The 23652-nt window shown below is 62.9% G+C and carries 23 protein-coding genes and 1 other annotated feature; of the genes, 16 read left to right on the top strand and 7 right to left on the bottom strand.

All coding sequences use genetic code 11. The features are described from left to right. Nucleotides 1–82: 82 nt before the first annotated feature. Genes proC through proB form a run of 4 tightly spaced genes read right to left on the bottom strand, consistent with a single transcriptional unit; the run spans nt 83 to nt 3337 of the window. Entirely contained in the window at nt 83–886 is an 804-nt protein-coding gene (gene proC, locus QZS13_RS04880; protein WP_295586258.1) for a pyrroline-5-carboxylate reductase, read from the bottom strand. A gap of 33 nt (nt 887–919) precedes the next feature. After that, a complete protein-coding gene (locus tag QZS13_RS04875) occupies nt 920–1261 on the bottom strand; it encodes a hypothetical protein (RefSeq protein ID WP_295586255.1) in 342 nt (113 codons plus the stop codon). 15 nt (nt 1262–1276) lie between these two features. Further along, on the bottom strand, nt 1277–2524 hold the full coding sequence (locus QZS13_RS04870) for a glutamate-5-semialdehyde dehydrogenase (RefSeq protein ID WP_295586251.1): 1248 nt from the start codon (nt 2522–2524) through the stop codon (nt 1277–1279). Between the two features lie 12 nt (nt 2525–2536). Further along, the gene (gene proB / locus QZS13_RS04865) at nt 2537–3337 is read right to left on the bottom strand and encodes a glutamate 5-kinase (protein WP_295586248.1); all 801 of its coding nucleotides are present in this window, start codon (nt 3335–3337) and stop codon (nt 2537–2539) included. Between the two features lie 138 nt (nt 3338–3475). On the opposite strand from proB, the gene QZS13_RS04860 reads away from it, so the two are divergent. The 12 genes from QZS13_RS04860 to rpsU all read left to right on the top strand — a co-directional run bounded on the left by QZS13_RS04860 (nt 3476) and on the right by rpsU (nt 17507). Then, entirely contained in the window at nt 3476–4186 is a 711-nt protein-coding gene (locus tag QZS13_RS04860; protein WP_295586246.1) for a ClpP family protease, read from the top strand. 119 nt (nt 4187–4305) lie between these two features. Next, the gene (smc, locus tag QZS13_RS04855) at nt 4306–7872 is read left to right on the top strand and encodes a chromosome segregation protein SMC (RefSeq protein ID WP_295586243.1); all 3567 of its coding nucleotides are present in this window, start codon (nt 4306–4308) and stop codon (nt 7870–7872) included. Nucleotides 7873–7961: 89 nt separating this feature from the next. Continuing rightward, nucleotides 7962–8837 (top strand): signal recognition particle-docking protein FtsY, encoded by an 876-nt coding sequence (gene ftsY, locus QZS13_RS04850; protein WP_295586240.1) that lies wholly within the window; start codon nt 7962–7964, stop codon nt 8835–8837. After that, on the top strand, nt 8834–9088 hold the full coding sequence (locus QZS13_RS04845; protein WP_295586237.1) for a PF20097 family protein: 255 nt from the start codon (nt 8834–8836) through the stop codon (nt 9086–9088). The genes ftsY and QZS13_RS04845 overlap by 4 nt, the downstream gene beginning before the upstream one ends. Nucleotides 9089–9153: 65 nt before the next feature. Then, the gene (rph, locus tag QZS13_RS04840) at nt 9154–9879 is read left to right on the top strand and encodes a ribonuclease PH (RefSeq protein ID WP_295586234.1); all 726 of its coding nucleotides are present in this window, start codon (nt 9154–9156) and stop codon (nt 9877–9879) included. A 5-nt stretch (nt 9880–9884) separates the two neighbouring features. Further along, nucleotides 9885–10475, top strand: a complete 591-nt coding sequence (locus QZS13_RS04835) for an XTP/dITP diphosphatase (RefSeq protein ID WP_295586319.1) — start codon at nt 9885–9887, stop codon at nt 10473–10475. 21 nt (nt 10476–10496) lie between these two features. Further along, nucleotides 10497–10826: a ribosome assembly RNA-binding protein YhbY gene (yhbY, locus tag QZS13_RS04830; protein WP_295586232.1), complete on the top strand. Its 330-nt coding sequence runs from the start codon at nt 10497–10499 to the stop codon at nt 10824–10826. A gap of 58 nt (nt 10827–10884) precedes the next feature. Continuing rightward, nucleotides 10885–12075, top strand: a complete 1191-nt coding sequence (gene nadD / locus QZS13_RS04825; RefSeq protein WP_295586229.1) for a nicotinate (nicotinamide) nucleotide adenylyltransferase — start codon at nt 10885–10887, stop codon at nt 12073–12075. A gap of 7 nt (nt 12076–12082) precedes the next feature. Continuing rightward, nucleotides 12083–13705, top strand: a complete 1623-nt coding sequence (locus tag QZS13_RS04820) for an LCP family protein (protein ID WP_295586226.1) — start codon at nt 12083–12085, stop codon at nt 13703–13705. A 27-nt stretch (nt 13706–13732) separates the two neighbouring features. Beyond that, nucleotides 13733–14095 carry a ribosome silencing factor gene (gene rsfS, locus QZS13_RS04815; RefSeq protein ID WP_295586223.1) on the top strand — a complete coding sequence of 121 codons (363 nt, stop codon included), beginning with the start codon at nt 13733–13735 and terminating at the stop codon, nt 14093–14095. A gap of 62 nt (nt 14096–14157) precedes the next feature. After that, nucleotides 14158–14389, top strand: a binding site (T-box leader). Nucleotides 14390–14481: 92 nt separating this feature from the next. Next, complete coding sequence (gene leuS / locus QZS13_RS04810; protein WP_295586221.1) at nt 14482–16908, top strand: leucine--tRNA ligase; 2427 nt, start codon at nt 14482–14484, stop codon at nt 16906–16908. Between the two features lie 416 nt (nt 16909–17324). Continuing rightward, the gene (gene rpsU / locus QZS13_RS04805; protein WP_021750944.1) at nt 17325–17507 is read left to right on the top strand and encodes a 30S ribosomal protein S21; all 183 of its coding nucleotides are present in this window, start codon (nt 17325–17327) and stop codon (nt 17505–17507) included. Between the two features lie 41 nt (nt 17508–17548). Here the strand turns inward: rpsU and QZS13_RS04800 are convergent, their stop codons facing one another. Continuing rightward, nucleotides 17549–18316, bottom strand: coding sequence for a hypothetical protein (locus tag QZS13_RS04800; RefSeq protein WP_295586213.1), 768 nt, complete (start codon nt 18314–18316; stop codon nt 17549–17551). Between the two features lie 74 nt (nt 18317–18390). Here QZS13_RS04800 and QZS13_RS04795 point away from each other — a divergent pair, with 74 nt between their 5' ends. The 3 genes from QZS13_RS04795 to QZS13_RS04785 all read left to right on the top strand — a co-directional run bounded on the left by QZS13_RS04795 (nt 18391) and on the right by QZS13_RS04785 (nt 20129). Further along, nucleotides 18391–18924 carry a YqeG family HAD IIIA-type phosphatase gene (locus tag QZS13_RS04795; protein WP_295586211.1) on the top strand — a complete coding sequence of 178 codons (534 nt, stop codon included), beginning with the start codon at nt 18391–18393 and terminating at the stop codon, nt 18922–18924. Nucleotides 18925–19043: 119 nt separating this feature from the next. Beyond that, complete coding sequence (gene efp, locus QZS13_RS04790; protein WP_295586208.1) at nt 19044–19613, top strand: elongation factor P; 570 nt, start codon at nt 19044–19046, stop codon at nt 19611–19613. Nucleotides 19614–19691: 78 nt separating this feature from the next. Further along, complete coding sequence (locus QZS13_RS04785) at nt 19692–20129, top strand: CD1247 N-terminal domain-containing protein (RefSeq protein ID WP_295586205.1); 438 nt, start codon at nt 19692–19694, stop codon at nt 20127–20129. Nucleotides 20130–20179: 50 nt separating this feature from the next. On the opposite strand, the gene QZS13_RS04780 is transcribed toward QZS13_RS04785, so the two are convergent. Then, on the bottom strand, nt 20180–21178 hold the full coding sequence (locus tag QZS13_RS04780) for an HD domain-containing protein (RefSeq protein WP_295586203.1): 999 nt from the start codon (nt 21176–21178) through the stop codon (nt 20180–20182). Nucleotides 21179–21180: 2 nt separating this feature from the next. Beyond that, nucleotides 21181–22029 (bottom strand): BadF/BadG/BcrA/BcrD ATPase family protein, encoded by an 849-nt coding sequence (locus QZS13_RS04775; protein ID WP_295586200.1) that lies wholly within the window; start codon nt 22027–22029, stop codon nt 21181–21183. A 194-nt stretch (nt 22030–22223) separates the two neighbouring features. Here QZS13_RS04775 and QZS13_RS04770 point away from each other — a divergent pair. Further along, nucleotides 22224–23652 (top strand): nicotinate phosphoribosyltransferase (locus tag QZS13_RS04770; protein ID WP_295586197.1); only part of this gene is annotated, 1429 nt, incomplete at its 3' end.

Here is a 23652-nt window from a genome sequence, read left to right as displayed (position 1 = left end):
GCAGATGCGGCGTGCTTTTTTCGTTTGCACCATGACTGCAAAAAATACGCCGGGCACAGGCCCGGCGTATTTTAAGAGAAAATTATTTTCCCAGAGAAGCACTCTTTTCACAGGCAGCGATGACCGCCTCCATGACAGCGCTGCGGAAGCCGTTCTTTTCCAGCGTCCGCACGCCCTGAATGGTGGAGCCGCCGGGGGAGCAGACGGCATCCTTCAGGGCGCCGGGATGGCTGCCGGATTCCAGCACCAGCCGGGCCGAGCCCACCACCATCTGGGCGGCAAATTCCATGGCCGCTGCCCGGGGCAGACCGCAGGCCACGCCGCCGTCGGCCAGGGCCTCGATGAAGAGGTCCACAAAGGCGGGGCCGCAGCCGGACACGGCGGAGCCCACATCCATCTGGCTTTCGGGGATGGCGGCAAAGCGCCCGGCCCCGGCCATGGACTCCAAAAACTCCTTTTCCTCCGCCTTGGTGACGCCTTTGCCGCAGGTGTAGAGAATCATGCCCTCACCGATGGCGGCAGGCGTGTTGGGCATGATGCGGAGCACGGGATAGTCTCCGCCGGCCATCCGGGCGATGTCCTCCAGGGAGAGGCCCGCTGCCATGGACACCAGCACGAAGCGGGTCTCCCGCTGGGCAAGGACAGGGGAGATCTCCGTGAGCATGTCGGCCATCATCTGGGGCTTGACGCCCAGAAAGATAAAGTCGGCGCTGCCGGCAATGGCCTCGTTGTCCGCCACCCGGCACTCCAGCTCTTCAGCCAGAGCCCTGGCCTTTTCCACGGTGCGGTTGGCCAGAAACACCTGGTCACTGGGCACGCGCCGGCACACGGCCCGGGCCAGCGCCCCGCCCATGTTGCCGGTTCCGATAAATCCAAAGGTTGCCATAGTTTCACATTCCCTTTCATTTGATAGTTGGGGTTACTGGGGTGTCTCCGTCTTGGACGGAGCGGATTTTTCCCGTGCGGCGGCCCGGGCCGCCTTGTCCCGCCGGAGCTTGCTGCGGCTGCGCAGTGCCTCCGCGGCGCCCCAGGCGGCCACGGCCAGATACAGTGCGCAGGGAAGGTAGAGCTGGATCAGCTCCCGCCCTGCGTCCGGGTTGCCGTTTGCCCGCTGGAACAGGAGAAAAAGCACCATGGACGCAAGGCCGCATCCGGCGGTGCACACGCCCAGAATCAGGTTGATCCTGCCGGGCTTGCGGGTGAGCAGCAAAAGGAAAAGCAGCAGCGTGATGACGCTCATGGCGATCACTTGGAACAGCATACTCTGTGCCTCCTTTCAGCGAACCTGGCCCTCACCGTAGATGACATATTTGCAGCTGGTCAGCTCCTCCAGCCCCATGGGGCCCCGGGCGTGCATCTTCTGGGTGGAAATGCCGATCTCCGCGCCCAGGCCGAACTCACCGCCGTCCGTGAAGCGGGTGGAGGCGTTGACGTACACTGCCGCCGCGTCCACTTCGTTCAAAAACCGCTGGGCCTTGAAATAGTTTTTCGTGATGATGGCCTCGGAGTGGCCGGTGCCGTGAGCGGCGATGAAGTCCATGGCCTCGTCCATGGACCCCACCGTGCGCACGGCCAGGATGTAGTCGTCGTACTCCGTGTCCCAGTCCGCTTCCGTGGCAGCCACGGCTCCGGGCCCCAGCAGGGGCAGGGCCTCATCGTCGCCCCGCAGTTCCACCTGCTTTTGCGCAAGCAATGGCAGGGCGCGTTTCCAGAAGTCCGCCGCCACGTCCCGGTGCACCAGCACGCACTCCACGGCGTTGCACACGGAGGGACGAGAGCACTTGGCGTTATAAAGAATGTTTGCGCCCATATCCAGGTCGGCTTCCTCGTCGATGTACACGTGGCACACGCCCTCACCGGTGCGGATGACGGGAACGCTTGCCTCCCTGGCCACGGCCCGGATGAGCCCGGCACCGCCCCGGGGGATCAGCACGTCCACATAGCCGTCCAGGTGCATGAGCTCGTTTGCCGTCTCGTGGCTGGTGTCCTGCACCAGGGAGATGCAGTCGGCGGGCAGACCCGCTTCCTCCAGTGCCCGGCGCATGAGCTCCGCGGCGCAGCGGTTGGAGCGGATGGCCTCCTTGCCGCCCCGGAGGATGCACACGTTGCCGGATTTGAGGCACAGCGCCGCCGCGTCCACGGTGACGTTGGGCCGGGCCTCGAAGATGATGGCGATGACGCCCAGGGGCACCCGCCGCCGTCCGATGATGAGGCCGTTGGGCCGGGTCTCCATCTTGTCCACCCGGCCGATGGGGTCCGGCAGGGCCGCCACCTGGCGCACGCCGTCCACGATGCCGGCGATGCGCTCCGGGGTGAGGGTCAGCCGGTCCAGCATGGCCGGGCGCATGCCGGCTTCTTTGGCGGCGGCAACGTCCTGGGCGTTGGCCGCAAGCCACTGGTCCTGACGCTCCGTCAGCACCTTGGCGATGGCTTCCAGCGCCGCGTTTTTTTGGGCAGTGCCGGCAGTGGAGAGAATCCGGGCGGCCGCTTTGGCCGCGGCGCCCTGAGTTTGCAGTGTGGTCATGATCGCGCCTCCTTATTTTGCGGCTAAAAACCGGGTGCCGATGTCTGCGCCCTCCACGATGCCGTAGAGATCCGTCATCCGCTTGCCGTTGGTGATGACCATGTCGCACCCGGCGTCCATGGCAATGCGGGCGGCGGAGAGCTTGGTGGCCATGCCGCCGGTGCCCCGCCAGGAGCCTGCGCCGCCGGCCATTTCCAGAATCTGGGGCGTCAGTTCCCGCACCTGATGGATGAGCCGGGCGTCGGGATGGGTCCTGGGGTCGGCGTCGTAGAGTCCGTCAATGTCGCTGAAGAGCACCAGCAGATCCGCCCGGCAGAGCTTTGCCACGATGGCGGAGAGAGTGTCGTTGTCGCCCAGGACCTTGTGATGCCCGGTTTCGATCTCCGCCGAGGAGACGGAGTCGTTCTCATTGACGATGGGGATGACGCCCATCTCCAGCAGGGCCGAAAACGTGCCGGACAGGTGCTCCGCCCGGCCGGGATCGTCCACGTCGTCCCCGGTGAGCAGGATCTGGGAGACGGTGCGGCTGTACTCGGAAAAGAGCTTATCGTAGATGTGCATCATACGGCACTGGCCCACGGCGGCGGCCGCCTGCTTCATCCGCAGTTCACGGGGCCGCTCCGCAAGGCCCAGTTTGGCCGTACCCACGGCGATGGCGCCGGAGGTCACCAGAATGATCTCGTTGCCGGCTCCCTGGAGATCCGCCAGGGTCCGGACCAACTGCTCCATGCTCCGCAGGTCCAGTGACCCGGAGTCGTGGGTGAGGGTGGAAGTGCCCACCTTCACCACAATGCGCTGTTTGCTTTCTTTCACGCGCAGGAACCTCCCTCTCCGGCAAAAAACCGGGAATCTTTTCTATGATGCAATATAGCATACCCCAAGGCAAAAAGGAAGTCCGGCGCGTACTTTTCGGAAAAATGCAGATGCTAGGGGAGAAAGTGAGGGATCACCATGCACGAACACACCAAGCCGGACCAGCCGGGAGACGAGCGGGAGGACGGGAGCTGGGGCGGAGACATCGTGGACTTCGGCTCCGCCATCACCCGCACGCCCCACGGCAATGTCTACTGCATGACCATCATCGGCCAGATCGAGGGCCACAGCGCCGCTGCCTCGGGGGCCAAGACCACCAAATACGAGCACGTGCTGCCGCTGCTTGCCAAGCTGGAGGAGTCGGCGGAGGTGGACGGAGTCCTGTTTTTGCTCAACACCGTGGGCGGGGACGTGGAGGCGGGCCTTGCCATCGCCGAGCTCATCGCCGGTATGACCAAGCCCACCGTCTCCATCGTTCTGGGCGGCAGCCACTCCATCGGGGTGCCCCTGGCGGTGGCGGCCCGGCGCAGCTTTGCCGTGCCCTCCGCCGCCATGACCGTCCATCCGGTCCGCATGAGCGGCATGGTCATCGCCGCGCCCCAGACGTACAACTACTTCCAGCGGCTCCAGGACCGGATCGTGGATTTTGTTTCCCGCCACAGCCGCATCAGCCGGGAGGACTTCACGGCCCTTATGCTGAAAAAGGACGACATGGCCGCAGATGTGGGCAGCGTCCTCTACGGGGAGGAGGCGGTGGAAAAGGGAATCATCGACGCGGTGGGAGGCCTTTCCGACGGCCTTGCGTGCCTGTACCGGCAGATCCGGGAGCAAAAGGGGGACACAGTCTAGTCCCGACGCTCGCGATACGGCTCCGGAGCCCGGCATTTCCTGGATTTCTCCTTGAAATGCCGGGCTTTTTCTGCTATTGTAATCTAGTTATAGTATGGAGATCGGCAAGAGGTGGAAGCGTGTATTTAAAAGCATTGGAGATCCAGGGTTTTAAGTCCTTCCCTGAGAAAACGGTATTGAACTTCGGCGAGGATATCACCGCCATTGTGGGGCCCAATGGCTCCGGAAAATCCAACATCTCCGACGCCATCCGCTGGGTCATGGGCGAGCAGAGCGCCAAGGGGCTGCGGGGCGCCAAAATGGAGGACGTGATCTTCGGCGGCACCGCCAAGCGGGCCCAGGTGGGCTTTGCCCAGGTGACGCTGGTCATCGACAACACAGAGCATATCTTCCCCACCATGGAGGAGACGGAGGTGTCCGTCACCCGCCGGTACTACCGCAGCGGCGAGAGCGAGTACTACATCAACCGCCAGTCCGTGCGTCTTCGGGACGTGGCGGAGCTGTTCATGGACACGGGCATGGGCCGGGAGGGCTACTCCATCATCGGCCAGGGCAAGATCGACGAGATTCTCTCCGCCAAGAGCGGGGAGCGGCGGGAGATCTTCGAAGAGGCCGCCGGCATCTCCAAGTTCCGCCACCGCAAGGAGGAGGCGGAGCGCAAGCTGGAGCGGACGGAGGAGAATCTGGTCCGCATCAACGACAAGATTGCCGAGCTGGAGCTGCAGGTGGAGCCGCTGCGGCAGCAGGCGGAAAAGGCAAAGAAATACCTGGTGCTGCGGGATGAGCTGCGGCTTCTGGAGATTTCCGTGTGGCTGGAGAACCTGGACGCGCTCAAGGCCCAGGCCCGCAAGCTGGAGTCCGACTTCCGCGCCGCCCAGGCCGAGCGGGACGAGGCGCGCGCGTCGCTGGATGCCTTGTATGCCAAGGGCGAGGCGTACGGCCAGCAGATGCGGGAAAAGGACGTGGAGGCCGAGGCGGTACGCGCCCAGGCCGCGGAGCTGGAGCGCCAGGCCAAGGAAAAGGAATCGGACCTTGCGGTGCTGGAGAGCACCGTGACCCATCACCGGGAGAACATCGCCCGGGCGGAGGCGGAGCTTGCCGAGACGGACAGCCGCGCCGACGGACTCGTCCGTCAGGCGGAGGAGCAGGAGGCACAGGCCCGGGAGACCGAGGCCCGGATTGCCGCGCTGAACCAAGAGCTGGACGGGCTGCTGGAGCAGGCCAAAGCAGCCGCGGCCCAGGCCGGCGGAGCCCAGTCCCAGGCGGAGGCCCTGCGGGGACAGGAGGCGGTGGCGGTGGCTGCCGCGGCGGACGCCAGGGCGGAGACGGCGGCAGCGGCCGCGGAGAGCGAGCAGCTGCGCCAGCGCTTGGAAACGGTGTGCGCCGACTGTGAGAGCACTGCCCAGTCCCTGGAGGAGCGGCGGGCCCAGCAGAAAGAAAACAGCCGCGCTTTGGAAAACGCCCGGGATGAGGCGGAAGCCGCCGCCAACATCATTGCCGGACACAGTCTGCGGATGGAGGAGCGGAAGAAAAAGGCGGCGGCGGCTTCGGAGCAGCGGGTCCAGCTGACCATGGACGCCGGTGCTCTGGAAAACCGCATCCGTCTGCTGCGGGAGATGGAGAAGGACTACGAGGGCTTTTCCAAAGCGGTCAAATTGGTCTGCCAGGCCAAGGGGAGCCTGCGGGGCATCCACGGGCCGGTGGCCAGCCTCATGAAAACGGACGGGAAGTACTCCCTGGCCATTGAGATTGCATTGGGCGCAGGGCTGCAGAACATTGTGGTGGACCGGGAAGAGGACGCCAAAGCTGCCATCGGCTACCTCAAGCAGCGGGACGGCGGCCGGGCTACGTTCCTGCCCCTGACCGCCATCCGGGGCGACCGCCTGCGGGAGCGGGGCGTGGAAAATGAGTTCGGATTTGTGGGCGTGGCTGTGGACCTGGTGACCTATGATGCCCGCTATGCCAATATTTTTGCAAGCCTTTTGGGCCGGACGGTGGTGGCGGAGGATCTGGACTGCGGCATTGCCATGGCCCGGAAATACCGCAACGCCTTCCGCATCGTCACGCTGGACGGACAGGTCATCAACCGGGGCGGCTCCATGACCGGCGGCTCCGTGTCCCGCACAGCGGGCGTCCTGAGCCGGGCGGCGGAGCTTGAAAAGCTCACCGGCCGCAGCGCCGCCATGGCGGAAAAGGTGGAAAAGGCCCGTCAGGCGGAGGAGGCGGCAGCCCGGGAGCTGACCGCTGCCCAGTACGCGCTGGAGACGGCGGAATCACAGCGCCGCCAGGCGGAAGACGAGGTGCTGCGCCTGGAGGGAACCGCCAGCCACTATGCAGCGCTTGTGAGCGCGCTGGAGGAAAATCTGGAAAACCTGACCGGAGAGCGGGAGAGCCTCACCGGCCGTCTGGAGGACAACCAGGCCCGGATGGAGCAGGCCCAATCCCGGGTGGCGGAGCAGGAGGCACTGGCCGCCAAGCTGCGGACCCAGGCGGAGCAAGCCCTGGCCGGGCAGTCGGAGCTGCTGGCCCAGTCCGGCGCGCTGGCCGAGGAGATCAGCGCCAGAAAGAGCGAGCTTGCCGGCCATCAGGCGCGGGCTTCGGCTGCTGCCGACCGGGCGGCGGATCTGCGGCAGCTGGCCGCGGAATTGTCCGGGGACCGGACCCAGAAGGAGGCGGCGATGGCCTCTTATCGGCAGGGCATTGCCGATGCCCAGGCCCGTCAGACACAGCTTCGGGAAGCCTTGGAGGGCCTGCGGGCCCGGACAGGAGCCCTGGAAGAGCGCCTGACAGCGCTGAGTCAGGAAAAGCTGGCCCTGGAGGCCGAGCGCACTGCCCAGAACCGGGCGGGACAGGAGATGAACGAACACCTTCTGAACCTGGAGCGGGGCGTGTCTCGTCTGGAGCAGAAGATCGCCACCTCCGCCATGGAGGAAAAGCAGATTCTGGACCGGCTGTGGGAACACTATCAGCTCTCTCACTCCGATGCCCAGGCCCAGCGGATGGAGCTGGAGAGCATGTCCAAGGCCACCCGGCGCATCGGCGAGCTCAAGCGGGATATCTCCGCTCTGGGCACGCCCAACATCGGCGCCATCGAGGAATTCGACCGGGTGAACACCCGCTATACATACCTGACGGACCAGCGGGACGACGTGGAAAAAGCCAAGGAGGAGCTCACGGGCATCATTGAGGACATCACCGCCGAGATGACCCGGATCTTTGCCCAGCAGTTCAAGCTGCTCTCCGAGAGCTTCCAGACCACGTTTTCCGAGCTGTTCGGCGGCGGCCAGGCCACGCTGGAACTGGAGGACGAGAACGACATCTTGGGCTGCGGCATCGAAATCAAGGCCCAGCCTCCCGGAAAGACCCTCAAGACCATCTCGCTGCTCTCCGGCGGCGAGAAGGCGTTTGTGGCCATCGCACTGTACTTTGCCATTTTGAAGGTGCATCCCACGCCGTTTTGCGTCATGGATGAGATCGAGGCCGCCCTGGACGACGCCAACGTCACCCGGTATGCCCGGTATATGCGTACGCTGGCGGGCAGGACCCAGTTCATCGTCATCACCCACCGCCGGGGCACCATGGAGGAGGCCGATGTGCTCTACGGCGTCACCATGCAGGAACAGGGCGTGAGCAAGATATTGACCATCAATCTCAACGATATGGCCAAGGAACTGAAGATCGAGTAAGGCGCGGCGACGCCAGGGGTTTCGGAAGAACTTGGCGTCAATGGAAAACGCTGAAAAACAGGCAAAAATTAACCAAAAGGACGGTCGCTATGGGCTTTTTTGACAAACTGAAAAAAATCACAACCAACCTCTTCTCCGGCTTCACGGAGGCGGACGAGGCCTTTTTTGAAGAGCTGGAGGAGACGCTGATCCTGGCGGATCTGGGCATGAACACCGCCGTGGAGGCGGTGGAGCAGCTGCGCCAGCGGGTCCGGAAGGAGAAGCTCCGGGACCAGGAGGAGGTCAAGGCAGCGCTGCGGGACGTACTGGCGGATATGATCGGCGGCGGGGACGACGCGGCGCTGAATCTCTCCACCCAGCCCAGCATCGTGCTGTTCATCGGCGTCAACGGCGTAGGCAAGACCACCTCCATCGGCAAGCTGGCCCATCAGCTCAAAAGCCAGGGCAAGCGGGTGCTGCTGTGCGCGGCGGACACGTTCCGGGCCGCGGCTGCCGATCAGCTTCAGATCTGGGCGGAGCGGGCCGGCTGTGAACTGGTGCGCCAGCACGAGGGGGCCGATCCCGGCGCCGTGCTCTTCGACGCCCTCCAGGCTGCCAAGGCCCGGAACGTGGACGTGGTGCTGTGCGACACCGCCGGCCGCCTCCACAACAAGGCAAACCTCATGGCGGAGCTCTCCAAGCTCTCCAAGATCATCGACCGGGAGTGCCCCGGCGCCGCCCGGGAGACGCTTTTGGTGCTGGACGCCACCACCGGCCAGAACGGCCTCATCCAGGCCAAGCAGTTCAAGGAGGCTGCGGGCCTCACCGGCATCGTGCTCACCAAGCTGGACGGCACTGCCAAGGGCGGTATCGTGGTGGCCATCGCCAAGGAGCTGGGCGTACACGTGAAGCTGGTGGGTGTGGGAGAGGGCCTGGACGATCTCAAGCCCTTTGACGCCCGGGAATATGTGGAGGCCATTATATGAGCAGAGTCTGTCCGGACTGCGGAGGGCCCATGGTCAGCGGCTTTTTGCAGACCGGCGGCGGAACGGCTGCCTTTGTAAGAGCGCCGCGGATGCTGATCCGGGAAGATAAAGGGGATTTCCGCCTGCCGGTGTCCCGCCTGAGCAGGACCTGCCCGGCGTGGTACTGTCCCCGGTGCAGGCAGATGATCGTCTCCCTGGCGCAGGAGCCCAGCGGCACAGAACTGGAACGGGCTGCACGGGGAGAACTGTAAGCGAGAGATAAACCGGGCGGGACTTGGTCCGGTCCGGCGGAATGACGGAGAAAGAGGAAGATAGCATGACAAAACGACAGGACGGGCGGGCTCTGGATGAGCTGCGCCCCATCAAGATCACCACAGACTTTGTGAAATTTGCGGAGGGCAGCTGCCTGATCCAGTGCGGGGATACCATGGTGCTCTGCTGCGCCAGCGTGGAGGAGCGGACGCCGCCCCATGTGGCGGAGGGCACCGGCTGGGTCACCGCCGAGTACTCCATGCTGCCCCGGGCCAACCGGGAGCGCAGCAAGCGGGACGTTGCGAAACTCAAGCTCAGCCCCCGCAGTGCCGAGATCCAGCGGCTGGTGGGCCGCTCCCTCCGGGCGGCGGTGGACATGGAGGCCCTGGGCGAGCGCACCATCACCGTGGACTGCGACGTGCTCCAGGGGGACGGCGGCACCCGCACCGCCTCCGTCACCGGCGGCTTCATCGCCCTGGCTCTGGCCTGCCGGAAGCTGGTGGAGGAGGGCGTGCTGCCCCGGACGCCTCTGCGCCACTTCGTCACCGGCGTCTCCGCCGGCATTGTGGATGACCAGCTGATGCTGGATCTCCAGTACAGTGAGGACAGCCGCGCCCAGGTGGATCTCAACTGCGTGATGAACGAGGCCGGGGAGATCATCGAGCTCCAGGGTACCGGCGAGGGCCGGGCCTTCACGCCGGCGGAGCAGCAGGATCTGGTGCGCCTTTGCGCAAAGGGCAACCGGGAGCTGCTGGAAGTACAGAAAAAAGCGCTGGGAGGGACGCTGTAATGTCGATGAAATTTGTATTGGCTACCCACAACCCCGGCAAGATCCGGGAGATGTCCGCCATTTTGGGCGGGCTCGGTGTGGAAGTGGTGAGCCCCGCCGATGTGGGCATCACCGTGGACGTGGAGGAGACGGGCACCACCTTCGCTGAAAATGCTATGCTCAAGGCCAAGGCCATCTGTGCGGCGGCGGGGCTGCCCGCCATTGCCGACGACTCCGGCCTCTGCGTGGATGCGCTGAACGGCGGCCCGGGCGTGTACTCCGCCCGCTACGGCGGGGAGGGCCTGGACGACAAGGGCCGCTATATGCTGCTTTTGAACTCCATGCGGGGGCAAACCACCCGGAAGGCCCACTTTGCCTGCGCCATCGCCTGCGCGTTCCCCAACGGGGACGAGCTGACGGCCCAGGGACAGTGCGACGGCGCCATCGCCTTTGCCCCCATGGGCCAGGGCGGCTTCGGCTACGACCCGGTGTTTCTGGTGCCGGAGTTGGGCAAGACCTTCGGGCAGCTGTCGGCGGAAGAGAAGAGCGCCATCTCCCACCGGGGCAAGGCCCTGCGGGAATTTTCTGAAAAACTGGCAACTTATTTGAACAAATAAACGTCTGAAATAGGAGAAACTATGGAACTGACAAGCAAACAGCGGGCGCAGCTGCGCGCGCTTGCCAACGGCATCGACACCATTTTGCAGGTAGGCAAGGACGGCATCGGTGAAAATACCATCAAACAGGCCGACGATGCCCTGGAGGCCCGGGAACTCATCAAGGGCCGGGTACTGGACAACAATATCGAATATGACGCCCGCCTTGCGGCGGAGGAACTGGCCAAAGCCACCCGCAGCGAGGTGGTGCAGGTGATCGGCACCAGGTTCGTGCTCTACCGGGAAAGCCACTCCAAGCCCCGGGAAAAGCGCATCCAGCTGGTGAAGGCGGGCAAGAAGCGGCCCCAGTAAGGGACGGCGCCCGGCAGACGGACGCGCCCCGGCAGGAAAAGAGGAACAGGATCATACTATGAAAATCGGTATTTACGGCGGAACGTTCAACCCGCCCCATCTGGGCCATGTAACGGCGGCGCGGGCGGTGTTTGCCCTGCTGCAGCTGGATCGGCTGCTGGTGATCCCGGCGGGACTGCCGCCCCACAAGGATCTGCCGGACCACACGCCCGATGCGGCGCAGCGGCTGGAGATGACCCGCCTGGCGGCGGAGCAGATGGGCCTGGAGGGCAAGGTGGAGGTGCTGGACCTGGAGATTTCCCGGGAGGGAAAGAGCTACACCTCCGATACGCTGGCGGCGCTGAAGGCGCAGTATCCGGACGACGAGCTGTGGCTTTTGATGGGCGCGGATATGTTTTTGACACTGCAGGCCTGGCACGCGCCCGAGAAGATTTTGTCTCTTGCGGGCATCGCCGCCTTCGGACGGACGGAGGAGGACACGGAGGAGCTGTTTTCCGTCCAGCGGGACTACCTCTATAAGACCTATCCCCAGGCCAGAATCTTTACATTGACGATTCCCGGCGTGGTGGATATCTCCTCCACCGAGCTGCGCAGGGAGCTGGCCCGGGGGGAGGGGGGAGCGATGCTGCCGCCCGCTGTGTACGGCTACATTCTGCGCCAGGGCCTCTACGGTACGGACGCGGATTTGAAGCACCTGTCCCTCTCTCAGCTGCGGCCTGTGGCGCTGAGCTATCTCAAGCACAAGCGGATTCCCCATGTGCTGGGTACGGAGCAGGAGGCCATCCGCCTGGCGGAGCGGTACGGTGCCGACGTCCACAAGGCCCGGGTGGCGGCGCTGCTGCACGACTCCACCAAGAAGCTGAACATGGACCAGCAGCTGGAGCTGTGCCGGAAATACCACATTCAGCTCGATGAGCTGGAGCAGGTGTCCCTGAAGCTGCTCCACGCCAAGACCGGCGCCGCCCTGGCCCGGGATGTGTTCGGCGTGGACGATGAGATCTACAGCGCCATCTGGTGGCACACCACGGGCCACGCACACATGACGCTGCTGGAAAAAATCATCTATCTTGCGGACTATATCGAGCCCTCCCGGAATTTTCCGGGGGTGGACAAATTGCGGCAGGTATGCTATAAAGACCTGAACGAAGGCTTGTGTTTGGGACTGCAGATGACCATCGACGAGATGACAGCCATGGGAAACCCTGTGCACCGTGCCACTCTGGAGGCGCGGGACGCCTTGAAAGGATAGAAAGACATTGGAAAAAGAGACTGGAAAGCATGTGGCGGGCGGGAGAGCACCCCGACAGAAAAAGACGAAAAAACCCAGCCGGCTGACCCGGCAGCAGAAGATTCTCATTGCCGTGGCGGCTGTGCTGGCGGTGGTACTGGTGGCCGTGGTGGCCTGCCAGAGCCTGTTTGTCCGGCCGGAGCTGAATCTGGAGGAGGACAAAGAGGAGATCGACTACGGCGAGGGCGTACGGCCCAAGTCCGGCGGTGAGCGCAAGAGCGAGGATTACTACACCGTGCTGATTCTGGGCCGGGATACCGGCGGCGGCGGCAACACGGATACCATTCTTCTGGCCAGCTACGATGTGACGAACCAGAAGGCTACCATTATGTCCATCCCCCGGGATACCATGGTGAACATTCCCTATGACATCAAGCGCATCAACGCCGTGTATAATTACGGCGGCGGCGGGGACGACGGCATCAAGGCCCTCTACAAGGAGATCAGCCAGCTGGTGGGCTTCGAGCCGGACTACCAGGTGGTAGTGGAATGGGAGGCCGTGGGCGAAATCGTGGACGCCATCGGCGGCGTGTGGTTCGATGTGCCCCGGGACATGAACTACGATGATCCTGCACAGAATCTGCACATTCACCAGACGGCGGGCTACCGCCTGCTCTCCGGCGATGACGCCATGCAGGTGCTGCGCTACCGTCATGACAACCGGGTCAACGGCGTCATGAAGGGCTATGCCGACGGTGACCTGGGCCGTATCAAGACCCAGCAGGCGTTTTTGAAAGCTGTGGTGGAACAGATGCTCCAGGTGAAGAACATCACCAAGATCAATCAGTTCGCCAAGGTATTTGAAAAGAATGTGGAGACCGACCTGAGCTTTTCCAATCTCTGCTGGTTCGGCCAGCAGGCGGTTATGGGCGGGCTGTCCGTGGAAAACGTGGAGTTTGTCACCATGCCGAACACCAATGTCTCCTGCTGGAGCCGCATCTATCAGAATTATCAGTCCTATGTGGTACCCAACGCTGATGAGCTGCTGGAGCTGGTGAACACCAAGCTCAGCCCGTTCGTGGAGCCCTGCACCCTCAGCGATCTGGATATCATGTCCGTCAACTCCAACGGGTCCGTCAGCTCCACCACCGGCTATGTGGAGGACAGCAAGGCGGCGTCTGCCCCGGTGAAGCCCTCCAAGCCCGTGACCCAGGCGCCCTCCGAGGATACACCGCAGGTGGATGAAAACGGCAACGTGCTGGATCCGGAAACCGGCCTGCCGATTGAGACGGAGCCTGAAACGGGCACTGCGGAGCCCAACACCGGTACCACGGAGCCTGGAACCGGCAGTGAAACCGGCGGCAGCGGTACCACGGAGCCGAGCACCGGCGGCTCTGCCGGCGGCAGCGGTACCACGACGGAACCCGGCACCGGCGGTGGTACCGGCACCACAGAACCGGGGACCAGCGGTGAAACCGGCACCGGTACCACGGAATCCGGCACCGGCGGCACCGCAGAACCCAGCACTGGCGAGACCGGCGCATCCGGCGGCGAGAGCGGTGCCGGTACCGGTGAGACCGGAACGGCAGCCGGAGAGAGCGGCGCGGCGGCCGCAGACCCTGGATTTGTGGTCATTGACCCCGCCGCATAAGAATTTCTATCAGAAAGGAAGCGTGCTATGACACCGAAAGAACTTGCGGTCATTGCCGTCAAGGCATTGGACGAAAAGAAGGGCAAGGAGATCAGCGCCATCGAAGTGACGGAGCAGACCACTCTGGCGGATTACTTCGTCATTGCCACCGGCAGTTCCAACACGCAGATCAACGCCCTGTGCGGCGCTGTGGAAAAGGCCATGAAGGAGCAGGCGGGGGAGGACCCCATGCGCCGGGAGGGCTACCGGGACGGCACCTGGGTGCTGCTGGACTACGGCTGCGTGGTGGTGCATGTATTTTCCCCGGAGGCCCGGGAATTCTATGGACTGGAGCGGCTGTGGCACGACGGAAAGCCCATGGACCTGGACGGAATCCTGACCGCCGACTGAGCCGTCGGATTTTGTCCCCCTGCCTCTTGACAAAACCGGGGGAAGCTCATAAAATAAACGCGTTAACGACTTTGATGGGAAGAAAAGCGAATCCTCCCGCCTCAGAGAGCCGGCGGCTGCTGCGAGCCGGTGGGGGAGCTTCGCGCATACTGGTCCCGGAGTTTTCCGCCCGAACCATCCGGTAGGGCGGAACGGCAGGCGCCGTTATCCGCCGGTTCCCCTGCGGGGGACGCTGAGGGCAGCTGGGTGACCGGCGGCCAAATCAGGGTGGTATCGCGTTCCAACGCCCCTGACCGGAGAGGTCAGGGGCGTTTTTGCGTAGAATCTGCGGAAATGAGCGCGGAGCTTTGCTTGATTGATAGAGAAATCATTAAAGGAGAAGGTATATGAAGTACGATTTTACCGCCATTGAAAAAAAATGGCAGCAAAAGTGGCTGGAGGAAAAGCCCTTTGCCGCAGTGACCGGGGACAAGACCCGGGAGAAGTTCTACGGCCTCATCGAGTTCCCCTATCCCTCCGGTCAGGGCCTGCACGTGGGCCACGCCCGCCCCTTTACCGCCATGGACATCATCTGCCGCAAAAAGCGGATGGAGGGCTACAACGTCCTGTTCCCCATCGGCTATGACGCTTTCGGCCTGCCCACGGAGAACTATGCCGTCCAGCACCACATCCATCCGGCCAAGGTGACCCACGACAACGTGGCCAACTTCCGCAAGCAGCTGCATATGCTGGGCTACTCCTTCGACTGGGACCGGGAGGTCAACACCACCGACCCCAGTTATTACAAGTGGACCCAGTGGATCTTTTTGCAGATGTTCAAGAAGGGCCTTGCCTACAAGGCGTCCATGCCCGTCAACTGGTGCACCCGCTGCAAGATCGTCCTGGCCAATGAAGAAGTGGTGGAGGGCGTGTGCGAGCGCTGCGGCGGTGAGGTCATCCGCAAGGAGAAGAGCCAGTGGATGCTGGCCATCACCAAGTATGCCGACCGTCTGATCGACGATCTGGACGACGTGGACTTCATCAACCGGGTCAAGATCCAGCAGCGCAACTGGATCGGCCGCAGCGAAGGTACTGAGGTGGACTTCAAGACCACTGCCGGCGACACGCTGACGGTCTATACCACCCGCTGCGATACCCTGTTCGGCGTGACCTATATGGTGCTCTCTCCCGAGCATCCCTATCTGGATCAGTGGAAGGATCGCATTGCCAACTGGGACGCGGTGACCGCCTACCGGGAGGAGGCCGCCCACAAGTCCGACTTCGAGCGCAGTGAGCTCAACAAGGACAAGACCGGCGTGCGCCTGGAGGGCGTGGTTGCCATCAACCCCGCCAACGGCGTGGAGATCCCCATCTTCGTCTCCGACTACGTCCTCATGAGCTACGGTACCGGCGCCGTCATGGGCGTGCCCGGCCATGACCAGCGCGACTGGGAGTTTGCCACCAAGTTCGGCCTGCCCATCATCGAGGTGGTCAAGGGCGGCGACATCACCAAGGAGGCATTCACCCTCAAGGACGACACCGGCATCATGGTCAACTCCGGCTTCCTGAACGGCATGACCGTCAAGGAGGCCATCCCCGCCATGAAGAAGTGGGTCACGGAGCAGGGCCTGGGCCATCCCAAGACCAACTTCAAGCTGCGTGACTGGGTGTTCTCCCGCCAGCGGTACTGGGGCGAGCCCATCCCCCTGGTGAACTGTCCCAAGTGCGGCTGGGTACCCCTGCCGGAGGATCAGCTGCCGCTGCTGCTGCCGGAGGTGGACAGCTACGAGGTCACCGACACCGGCGAGAGCCCCTTGTCCAAGATGACCGACTGGGTCAACACCACCTGCCCCAAGTGCGGCGGCCCCGCCAAGCGGGAGACGGATACCATGCCCCAGTGGGCCGGCTCTTCCTGGTACTTCCTGCGGTATATGGACCCCCACAACGACAAGGCTCTGGCCTCCAAGGAGGCGCTGGACTACTGGTCTCCCGTGGACTGGTACAACGGCGGTATGGAGCACACCACGCTGCACCTGCTCTACTCCCGCTTCTGGCATAAGTTCCTCTACGACATCGGCGTGGTGCCCACCAAGGAGCCCTATGCCAAGCGCACCAGCCACGGCATGATCCTGGGCGAGGGCGGCGAGAAGATGTCCAAGTCCCGGGGCAACGTGGTCAACCCCAACGATATTGTGGAGCAGTACGGTGCCGACACCATGCGGCTTTATATCATGTTCATCGGCGACTTCGAGAAGGCCGCCACCTGGTCCAACGACGCCGTCAAGGGCTCCAAGCGTTTCCTGGACCGTGTTTGGAACCTGGCGGAAAATGCCGGCGAGAGCTATGAGGCGACCCCTGCCAACGAGCCTATCATCCACAAGACCATCCAGAAGGTGACGGACGACATCAACAACCTGAAGATGAACACCGCCATCGCCGCCCTCATGACCATGGTCAACGAGCTTTCTTCCAACGGCTGCACCCGGGGCGACCTGCGCTATCTCATTTTGCTGCTCAACCCCTTCGCTCCCCATATCACCGAGGAGCTGTGGGAGAACCTGGGCTTTGCTGCCCAGACCGGCAAGATGTGCTGCCAGGCCCAGTGGCCCCAGTACGATGCCAGCAAGACCGTGGCTTCCACGGTTTCCATGGCCGTGCAGGTGGGCGGCAAGCTCAAGGGCACCATCACCGTTCCTGCCGACAGCGACGAGCAGACGGTGGTGTCCGCGGCCATGGCACTGGACAAGGTGGCCAAGGCCACGGCGGGCATGCAGATCGTCAAGACCATTCTGGTCAAGAACCGGCTGGTGAACCTGATCGTCAAGCCCCAGTAAGGGCCTTCGCGCCCGGTGGCGCGTGCAAGCGTTTTGCCGGAGGCAAAACCTTGAACCGGGCGGGCTTTGCCTGCCCGGTTGAGTCCAATGCGGGGTCCCCGCGGAATCGAAAGATTCCGTGGGGTGCCAAGAAGTGGCTGGTGAACCTGATCGTCAAGCCCCGGTAAGGAAAACCGCATTGAAGATTGTGGATGGCAAGCCGGCCGGACAGCGCCTGTCCGGCCGGCTTTTCCACAGAGATTTCCCCGGGACAGGCGGAAATTTTCCACACTTGTCGAATTATTGTGGAAAAGCAAACGAAAAAATCCCTTGACATTCTATAGAAGTATCCGTATAATAGCTTTGTTAAAGCCATAGTTTATGGCCCTTAAAGTATCCTGGATTGAGCCGGATACCTCGGAGGGAGGGAAATATAGATGTCTGAGATCCATGTGAAGGACGGCGAGTCCATCGACAGCGCTCTGAAGCGTTTTAAGCGCAGCTGCGCCAAGGCTGGTGTCATTGCTGAGGTTCGCAAGAGAGAGCATTATGAGAGCCCCAGCGTCAAGCGTCGCAAGAAGTCTGAGGCTGCTCGGAAGAACAAGAAGCGTTATTATTAATCTGTCGCAGGCGGTGCCGCACAATTTGTGCGGCACCGTTTTTATTTTCCGGTCAGTGCCAGCTTCCCGGCAATGTCCCGGATCTCCGGCCACATGAAAAACGCGGCGGAAAAGCCCATGGAAGCGCCGGTGCGCAGCTTCTGGCGGAGGGTACCCTCGTCGTCAAAGAGGACGAAGTGCGTCTCCAGGTCCCGGCTGTAGGTAAAGTAGCGGGCGCACAGCTCCTGGGAGAAAAAGACGGCAGGGGATTCCCGCTCCACCAGGGCGCGGAATTCCTCGGCGGAGAGGGGACGCCCCTCACCGGTCCTGGCAGGCAGGGTGAAATCCATCCGCAGCCGCTGCACGTCCAGCCCCAGATGCTCTGCACCGCCGAACTGCCGGGCGGCCTCCTGGAGACGCTGGGAAAAGCTCCCGCCGGACAGAGCCGTACAGATCAAGGGGACGGCGCCGGGAACGGCGTAGACCTCGGGCACATAAAGCGTCCGGCGGCTGTGCCGCAGGCGCTGGGCCAAAAGCCGGGCGAAGGCCCGGCGGTCCTCGGCGGGCAGGGCTTCGAAATCCAGCAGTACGCCGGCGTAGTTCCGGCGGGCGCACTCCCGTACCACTCCCGTGCACAGAACTTCCGGCGCTGTGATGGGCGGAGCATCCCGGTCACTGAGGGAGAGAAGCCCTCCCTGGACCTGCAAAAGCAGGTTTTGCCGCAGCAGCCGGGACTCCGGCCCGATACGGTAGGCCACATGGGCAAAGGAGCGGCTGAACCCGGAGGCGGACGGGTACTCCCCGGGTGTGACTGCCAGGTAGATCTGCATGGCTGTTTCCCCCTTGTGTGGTTGTGCAAAAGCTGTTATACTGTGAGCAATGTTATGCAAGTGAGGAGTCCATTATGCCTGTTTCGCTGATCCCGGACCGCCTGTTCGCGTCCTATGATGAGATCACACCGGCGCTGCTGCGCAGCTGCGGTATCACACTGCTTTTGAGCGATCTGGACTTTACGCTGGCGGAAAAAAAGACCCGGCACCCCACGCCGGCACTGCGGGCGTGGCTGGAGGAGATGGAGCGTGCCGGGATTGACGTGATGATCGTCTCCAACAACCGCTCGGGCCGCCGGGTCCACGATTTCTGTGCGGATCTGGGCATTCCCTATCAGGGCCGGGCGGGCAAGCCATCCACCCGGGGACTGGAGGCGGCCATGGCCCGCGCGGGCGCCGACCGCGCCCACACGGCCATGCTGGGGGACAAACTCCTGACCGATGTGCTGGCCGCCCGGCGGGCGGGGGTACTGAGCCTGATGGTGGAGCCGCTGGGCGGCGCGGTGACGGCGTGGCAGAAGGTGCTCCACGCCCTGCAAGCGCCGTTCAAGGCCATCTGCCGCCGGAAAATGGCCCGTCAGGACGGAAAAAAACCAAGAAGTGGCTGAAAAATGCTTGCATTACCGGGCAACATACGGTAAAATTATCTCTGGTAATTTTACTGATTATAGAAAGCAGGGGGAGTGCCAGGGCATTTCCCCGTAAGAGTTTGTGAGGAGGAAAACCTATGCCTACCATTACTGCCGGCGATTTCCGCAAGGGAATGATTTTCGAGATGGACGGAAAGCCCATGCTGGTCGTGGACTTCCAGCACGTCAAGCCTGGCAAGGGCGCGGCCTTTGTGCGTACCAAGTATAAGAATGTGATCAGCGGCGCTGTCCGTGAAGAGGCGTTCAACCCCAGCGCCAAGTTCGAGCAGGTGGCTGTGGAGCGCAAGAACGCTGAGTACAGCTACAACGACGGCGACCTGTACTATTTCATGGACCCCGAGACGTATGATATGGTTCCCCTGAACAAGGACGTGCTGGGCGATGCGTTCCAGTTCGTCAAGGAGAACACCATGTGCTCCCTGCTCAGCTACAAGGGCAGCGTGTTCACCGTGGAAGTCCCCAACTTCGTGGATCTGGTGGTCACGGAGACCGAGCCCGGTGTCAAGGGCGACACCGCCACCAACGTGACCAAGGCTGCCACGCTGGAGACCGGCGCTGTGATCAAGGTGCCCCTGTTCATCAACGAGGGCGAGAAGATCCAGATCGATACCCGCACCGGCGAGTATCTGGGCCGCTGCAAGGAATAATTGCCAAAAAGGGGGGACTTTTGTCCCCCCTTTGGAATATGTAAGAAACGCTACTTTTAAATGAAAGGAGCCATTGTTATGGAAATTACCGAGAAGGTCGCCTATCTGAAGGGCCTGGTGGAAGGCATGGAGCTGGACACCGAGAAGAAGGAGGGCAAGCTGCTCGCCGCCATCATCGATGTGCTGGATGACATTGCCCTGGAGCTGGAGGATATGAAGGATTACGCCGACGAGCTGGGCGATGGCCTGGACGCCGTCAGCGACGATCTGGAGGACGTGGAAGACGTGGTCTTCGGCGAGGACGAGGACGACGAGGATGAGTACGAAGAGGAAGATGCGGATGAGGATGAGGAGTGCTATGCCACTACCTGCCCCACCTGCGAAGAAACCATCTACTTCGACGATTCCATCCTCTCCGACGGCGAGGTCATCTGCCCCAACTGCGGCGAGAAGCTGGAGTTCGATCTGACCAGCCTGGACGACGAGGAAACCTCTGAGGACAACGGCGAAGAATAATCAACGCACAAAATACCCCCGGCACCTGTCAGGCGCCGGGGGTATTGTTGTCAAAAGGGAAACTCGCCCAGCCAGCCGTTCAGCGGCAGGGCACGGAACCGGGCCAGCTCCCGGGCAAATCCGCTGTTCCACGCGGATACCCGGCCCAAATGGCGGCACAGTGGGTCGATGCAGCGCAGTTTGGCCCCTACCTGCAGCCACCGTCCCCGGGCAGGATGAACAGCCTCACTGCGGACCCGGTTACAGGCCCGGAACGAGGCCCAGAGGGGGGCACAGACCGGATCTGATTCCAGCCGGGCGATGACGCGAGGCTCAGTCCCGTTCAGATCCTCCGGCGTCAGCACGCCCCGGTCCAGGGCCAGGCGCAGCAGACGGGAGAGCAGTTCCATGGAAAAGCGGTCCTCGTCCGCCACATAGATGCGGCTGGTTTTCAGACTGGAAAAAGCAAATTCCGCAGCAGCCTCCGCTGTGGAGAACGCCAGCTCCGGCACGCCCTGCTCGTTGGTGTCCACGGTCAGATCACCATAGAGGGCTGCCGCCCGGTGGGGCGAAAGGAGGCCGTAGTTGATCAGATTGCCCAGGGTGTACTCCAGCCGGTCGGCGGACAGGCCCGGGGGATCGTTGTCGGCAATGGGATAGCGGTGATAGTCGCACACCGCGTCCACGTCCACGCCGGATTGCTCCAGCACGGCGCGGATCTCCCCGCTGCCGGAGATGACGGCGGCGGTAGGCGCCTCGGTGGCCTCCTGACGCAGGTGGTCCCCCCGGAGAAAGTCCACCGTGTGGGCGAACACCGGGGTGGCCACGTCGTGGAGAAGTCCCGCCGCGGCCTGGGCGGCGTCACCGGTAAAGTGCCAGACAATGAGCCCCACGCCCAGACTGTGGTCATAGCGGGAGTAGGGGGGCAGATGGCGGAACCGGGAAAAGGACGTGTACTCGCACCCGCAGTTCATCCCCACCTGCCGCAGCCGCTCCATGGGGGCGGTTGCCGCCAGACGGCGGAGCAGCGGCGGAAGTTCCGGATGGTAGACCGGCCACAGTGCGTCCATCCTTACCTCCCGGCCTCCACCGCTTTTTTCTTCAGGCTGCAAAGTCCCGCCCCGATGGCGGTGGCAAAGGTGGCGCTGTCGGGAATGATATAGTGGATGCCGTAGAGCTTTTCAAAGTTTTCAAAGTTGGTCTTTACCTGGGGCAGCGTGGTCATGGAGCCGGTGAGCACCACGGTTTGGGTCTTGCAGCACTGGCAGGCCAGCACCGTCATGGTGCCGATGGCCTGGAGCACCAGATTCACCGCACCGGCGGCAAGATCCGCGGGGGAGGCGTCCTCTGCCAGATTGCCGAAGTTGGCGGCGGTGAGCGTGGGGTCCAGGGTGGGCGCGGGATTGCGGGTGATGTCCCGGATGGTCAGATCCACCTGGGTCAGATCCCCCTGCTCCGCCAGCTTCTTGATCTGGCCGAAGCGCTCCATGCCCACCAGCTTGCGGCAAAGGCCGCCCAGGGTACCGCCGCCGATGCCGCTGCCGCACAGGTGGCGCACGGCGCCGCTGCGCTCGGCCCACAAAAAGGCGGTGCCGGTGCCCATGGTGACCACCACAGCGGAGGTCTGGCCGGAGAGAGCCAGAGCGCCGGTGCCGCTGGCGGAGAACTCGTCCACCTTGCAGGTGGGCAGGCCGTAGATGTCCCCGTCCACATAGGAGGCGCCTACGCCGGTGAGCACCACCCGCCGCACGTCTTTCAGGGAGAAGCCGTTGCTGGTGAGATAGTTGCCCAGGGCGCCGTAGAGGCTGGTGACCTGGTCCTCCGCCCGGACCCGCAGCATGGACACCACGCTGCCGTCTGTATGCAGCCCCACGATCTTGGTGGTGGAGCCGCCGATGTCAATTCCCAAAACGATATCCATATCGGTATCCTTTCCGCGACGGGCAAATGCCCGGGCGTATCGTAATCAGTCCCATCATAAGAGGGGGCGGGACGGTTGTCAACGGGAATTTGACAAAAATTTGACATATTTTCGAAAAATGATTGCTTTTCAGGGACGGGCCGCTTATAATCAAGTCAAGTGACAAGACACTGGAAACTAAACCGAGGTGTGTTATGAATTCCGAACAGAAACTGAATCTGACCATGCTCTGCGATTTCTATGAGCTGACCATGGGCAACGGCTACTTCCAGGCGGGCTATCAGGACCGCATCACCTACTTCGATGTGTTTTTCCGGGACGTGCCGGACAAGGGCGGCTTCGCCGTGTGCGCGGGGCTGGACCAGCTGATCGACTATATTGAAAACCTGCACTTCGATGAAGAGGACATTGCGTACCTGCGCAGCAAAGGGCTCTTCTCCGAGGGCTTTTTGGACTATCTGCGCCGCTTCCGCTTTACCGGTGATATCTGGGCCATCCCCGAGGGCACGCCCATCTTCCCCCGGGAGCCGGTGGTGACTGTGCGGGCGCCTGCCATCCAGGCACAGCTCATTGAGACGTTCACGCTGCTGACCATCAACCACCAGAGCCTCATTGCCACCAAGGCAAACCGGATCGTCCGGGCCGCGGAGGGGCGGACGGTGCTGGAGTTCGGCTCCCGCCGGGCCCAGGGCAACGACGGCGCCATCACCGGCGCCCGGGCCGCATTTATCGGCGGCTGCAAGGGAACGGCCTGCACCATCTCCGACCAGCTCTACGGGGTCCCCGCCGGCGGCACCATGGCCCACTCCTGGGTCCAGATGTTCGACAGCCAGTACGAGGCATTCAAGACCTACTGTGAGATCTATCCCACCAGCGCGACGCTCCTGGTGGACACCTACAATGTGCTCAAGTCCGGCGTGCCCGACGCCATCCGGGCTTTCAACGAGGTGCTCCGGCCCAGAGGCATTACCAAGTGCGGCATCCGGCTGGACTCCGGCGACATTGCCTACCTGACCCGGGAGGCCCGGAAGATGCTGAACGAGGCCGGGTGGGAATCCTGCCAGATCTCCGCGTCCAACTCCCTGGACGAGTATATTATCCGGGATCTGCTGCGCCAGGGCGCCCAGGTGGATCTGTTCGGCGTGGGCGAGCGGATGATTACTGCCAGCAGCCAGCCGGTGTTCGGCGGCGTGTACAAGCTGGCGGCGGTGGAGGATGCCCAGGGCAACATCATCCCCAAGATCAAGGTCAGCGAGAATGTGGACAAGATCACGAACCCCCACTTCAAAAAGGTCTACCGGATCTTCGACCGCAAAACCGGCAAGGCGGAGGCGGACTACATCGCCGTGTGGGACGAGCAGGTGGACGCGTCCGCGCCGCTGGAGCTGTTTGATCCTCAGGCTACCTGGAAGCGCAAGACCTATACGGACTTTACCATCCGGGAGCTGCAGGTGCCGGTATTCCGGAAAGGACAGCTGGTGTACCGCCGGCCGGACCTCAAGGAGATCCAGGCTTACTGCCGTGAGCAGGTGGACACGCTGTGGGATGAGGTCAAACGGTTTGAAAATCCCCACAACTACTATGTGGACCTGTCCCAGAAGCTCTGGGACATCAAGCAGAACC

Origin of the sequence: uncultured Oscillibacter sp. (assembly GCF_900546705.1) — a bacterium.
Lineage (GTDB): Bacteria > Bacillota > Clostridia > Oscillospirales > Oscillospiraceae > Oscillibacter.
The sequence above is the reverse complement of the archived record's forward strand: the minus strand, read 5'-3'. Positions and strand labels throughout refer to the sequence as shown.

Excerpts from the sequence above, each read along its gene's own strand:
- QZS13_RS04860 (WP_295586246.1), top strand. The coding sequence starts at position 3,476 with ATGCACGAACACACCAAGCCGGACCAGCCGGGAGACGAGCGGGAGGAC.
- leuS (WP_295586221.1), top strand. The coding sequence starts at position 14,482 with ATGAAGTACGATTTTACCGCCATTGAAAAAAAATGGCAGCAAAAGTGG.
- QZS13_RS04875 (WP_295586255.1), bottom strand. The coding sequence starts at position 1,261 with ATGCTGTTCCAAGTGATCGCCATGAGCGTCATCACGCTGCTGCTTTTC.
- QZS13_RS04835 (WP_295586319.1), top strand. The coding sequence starts at position 9,885 with ATGAAATTTGTATTGGCTACCCACAACCCCGGCAAGATCCGGGAGATG.
- ftsY (WP_295586240.1), top strand. The coding sequence starts at position 7,962 with ATGGGCTTTTTTGACAAACTGAAAAAAATCACAACCAACCTCTTCTCC.
- QZS13_RS04780 (WP_295586203.1), bottom strand. The coding sequence starts at position 21,178 with ATGGACGCACTGTGGCCGGTCTACCATCCGGAACTTCCGCCGCTGCTC.
- rph (WP_295586234.1), top strand. The coding sequence starts at position 9,154 with ATGACAAAACGACAGGACGGGCGGGCTCTGGATGAGCTGCGCCCCATC.
- nadD (WP_295586229.1), top strand. The coding sequence starts at position 10,885 with ATGAAAATCGGTATTTACGGCGGAACGTTCAACCCGCCCCATCTGGGC.
- rsfS (WP_295586223.1), top strand. The coding sequence starts at position 13,733 with ATGACACCGAAAGAACTTGCGGTCATTGCCGTCAAGGCATTGGACGAA.
- QZS13_RS04800 (WP_295586213.1), bottom strand. The coding sequence starts at position 18,316 with ATGCAGATCTACCTGGCAGTCACACCCGGGGAGTACCCGTCCGCCTCC.
- proC (WP_295586258.1), bottom strand. The coding sequence starts at position 886 with ATGGCAACCTTTGGATTTATCGGAACCGGCAACATGGGCGGGGCGCTG.
- QZS13_RS04785 (WP_295586205.1), top strand. The coding sequence starts at position 19,692 with ATGGAAATTACCGAGAAGGTCGCCTATCTGAAGGGCCTGGTGGAAGGC.
- QZS13_RS04795 (WP_295586211.1), top strand. The coding sequence starts at position 18,391 with ATGCCTGTTTCGCTGATCCCGGACCGCCTGTTCGCGTCCTATGATGAG.
- QZS13_RS04775 (WP_295586200.1), bottom strand. The coding sequence starts at position 22,029 with ATGGATATCGTTTTGGGAATTGACATCGGCGGCTCCACCACCAAGATC.
- yhbY (WP_295586232.1), top strand. The coding sequence starts at position 10,497 with ATGGAACTGACAAGCAAACAGCGGGCGCAGCTGCGCGCGCTTGCCAAC.
- efp (WP_295586208.1), top strand. The coding sequence starts at position 19,044 with ATGCCTACCATTACTGCCGGCGATTTCCGCAAGGGAATGATTTTCGAG.
- rpsU (WP_021750944.1), top strand. The coding sequence starts at position 17,325 with ATGTCTGAGATCCATGTGAAGGACGGCGAGTCCATCGACAGCGCTCTG.
- QZS13_RS04845 (WP_295586237.1), top strand. The coding sequence starts at position 8,834 with ATGAGCAGAGTCTGTCCGGACTGCGGAGGGCCCATGGTCAGCGGCTTT.
- QZS13_RS04870 (WP_295586251.1), bottom strand. The coding sequence starts at position 2,524 with ATGACCACACTGCAAACTCAGGGCGCCGCGGCCAAAGCGGCCGCCCGG.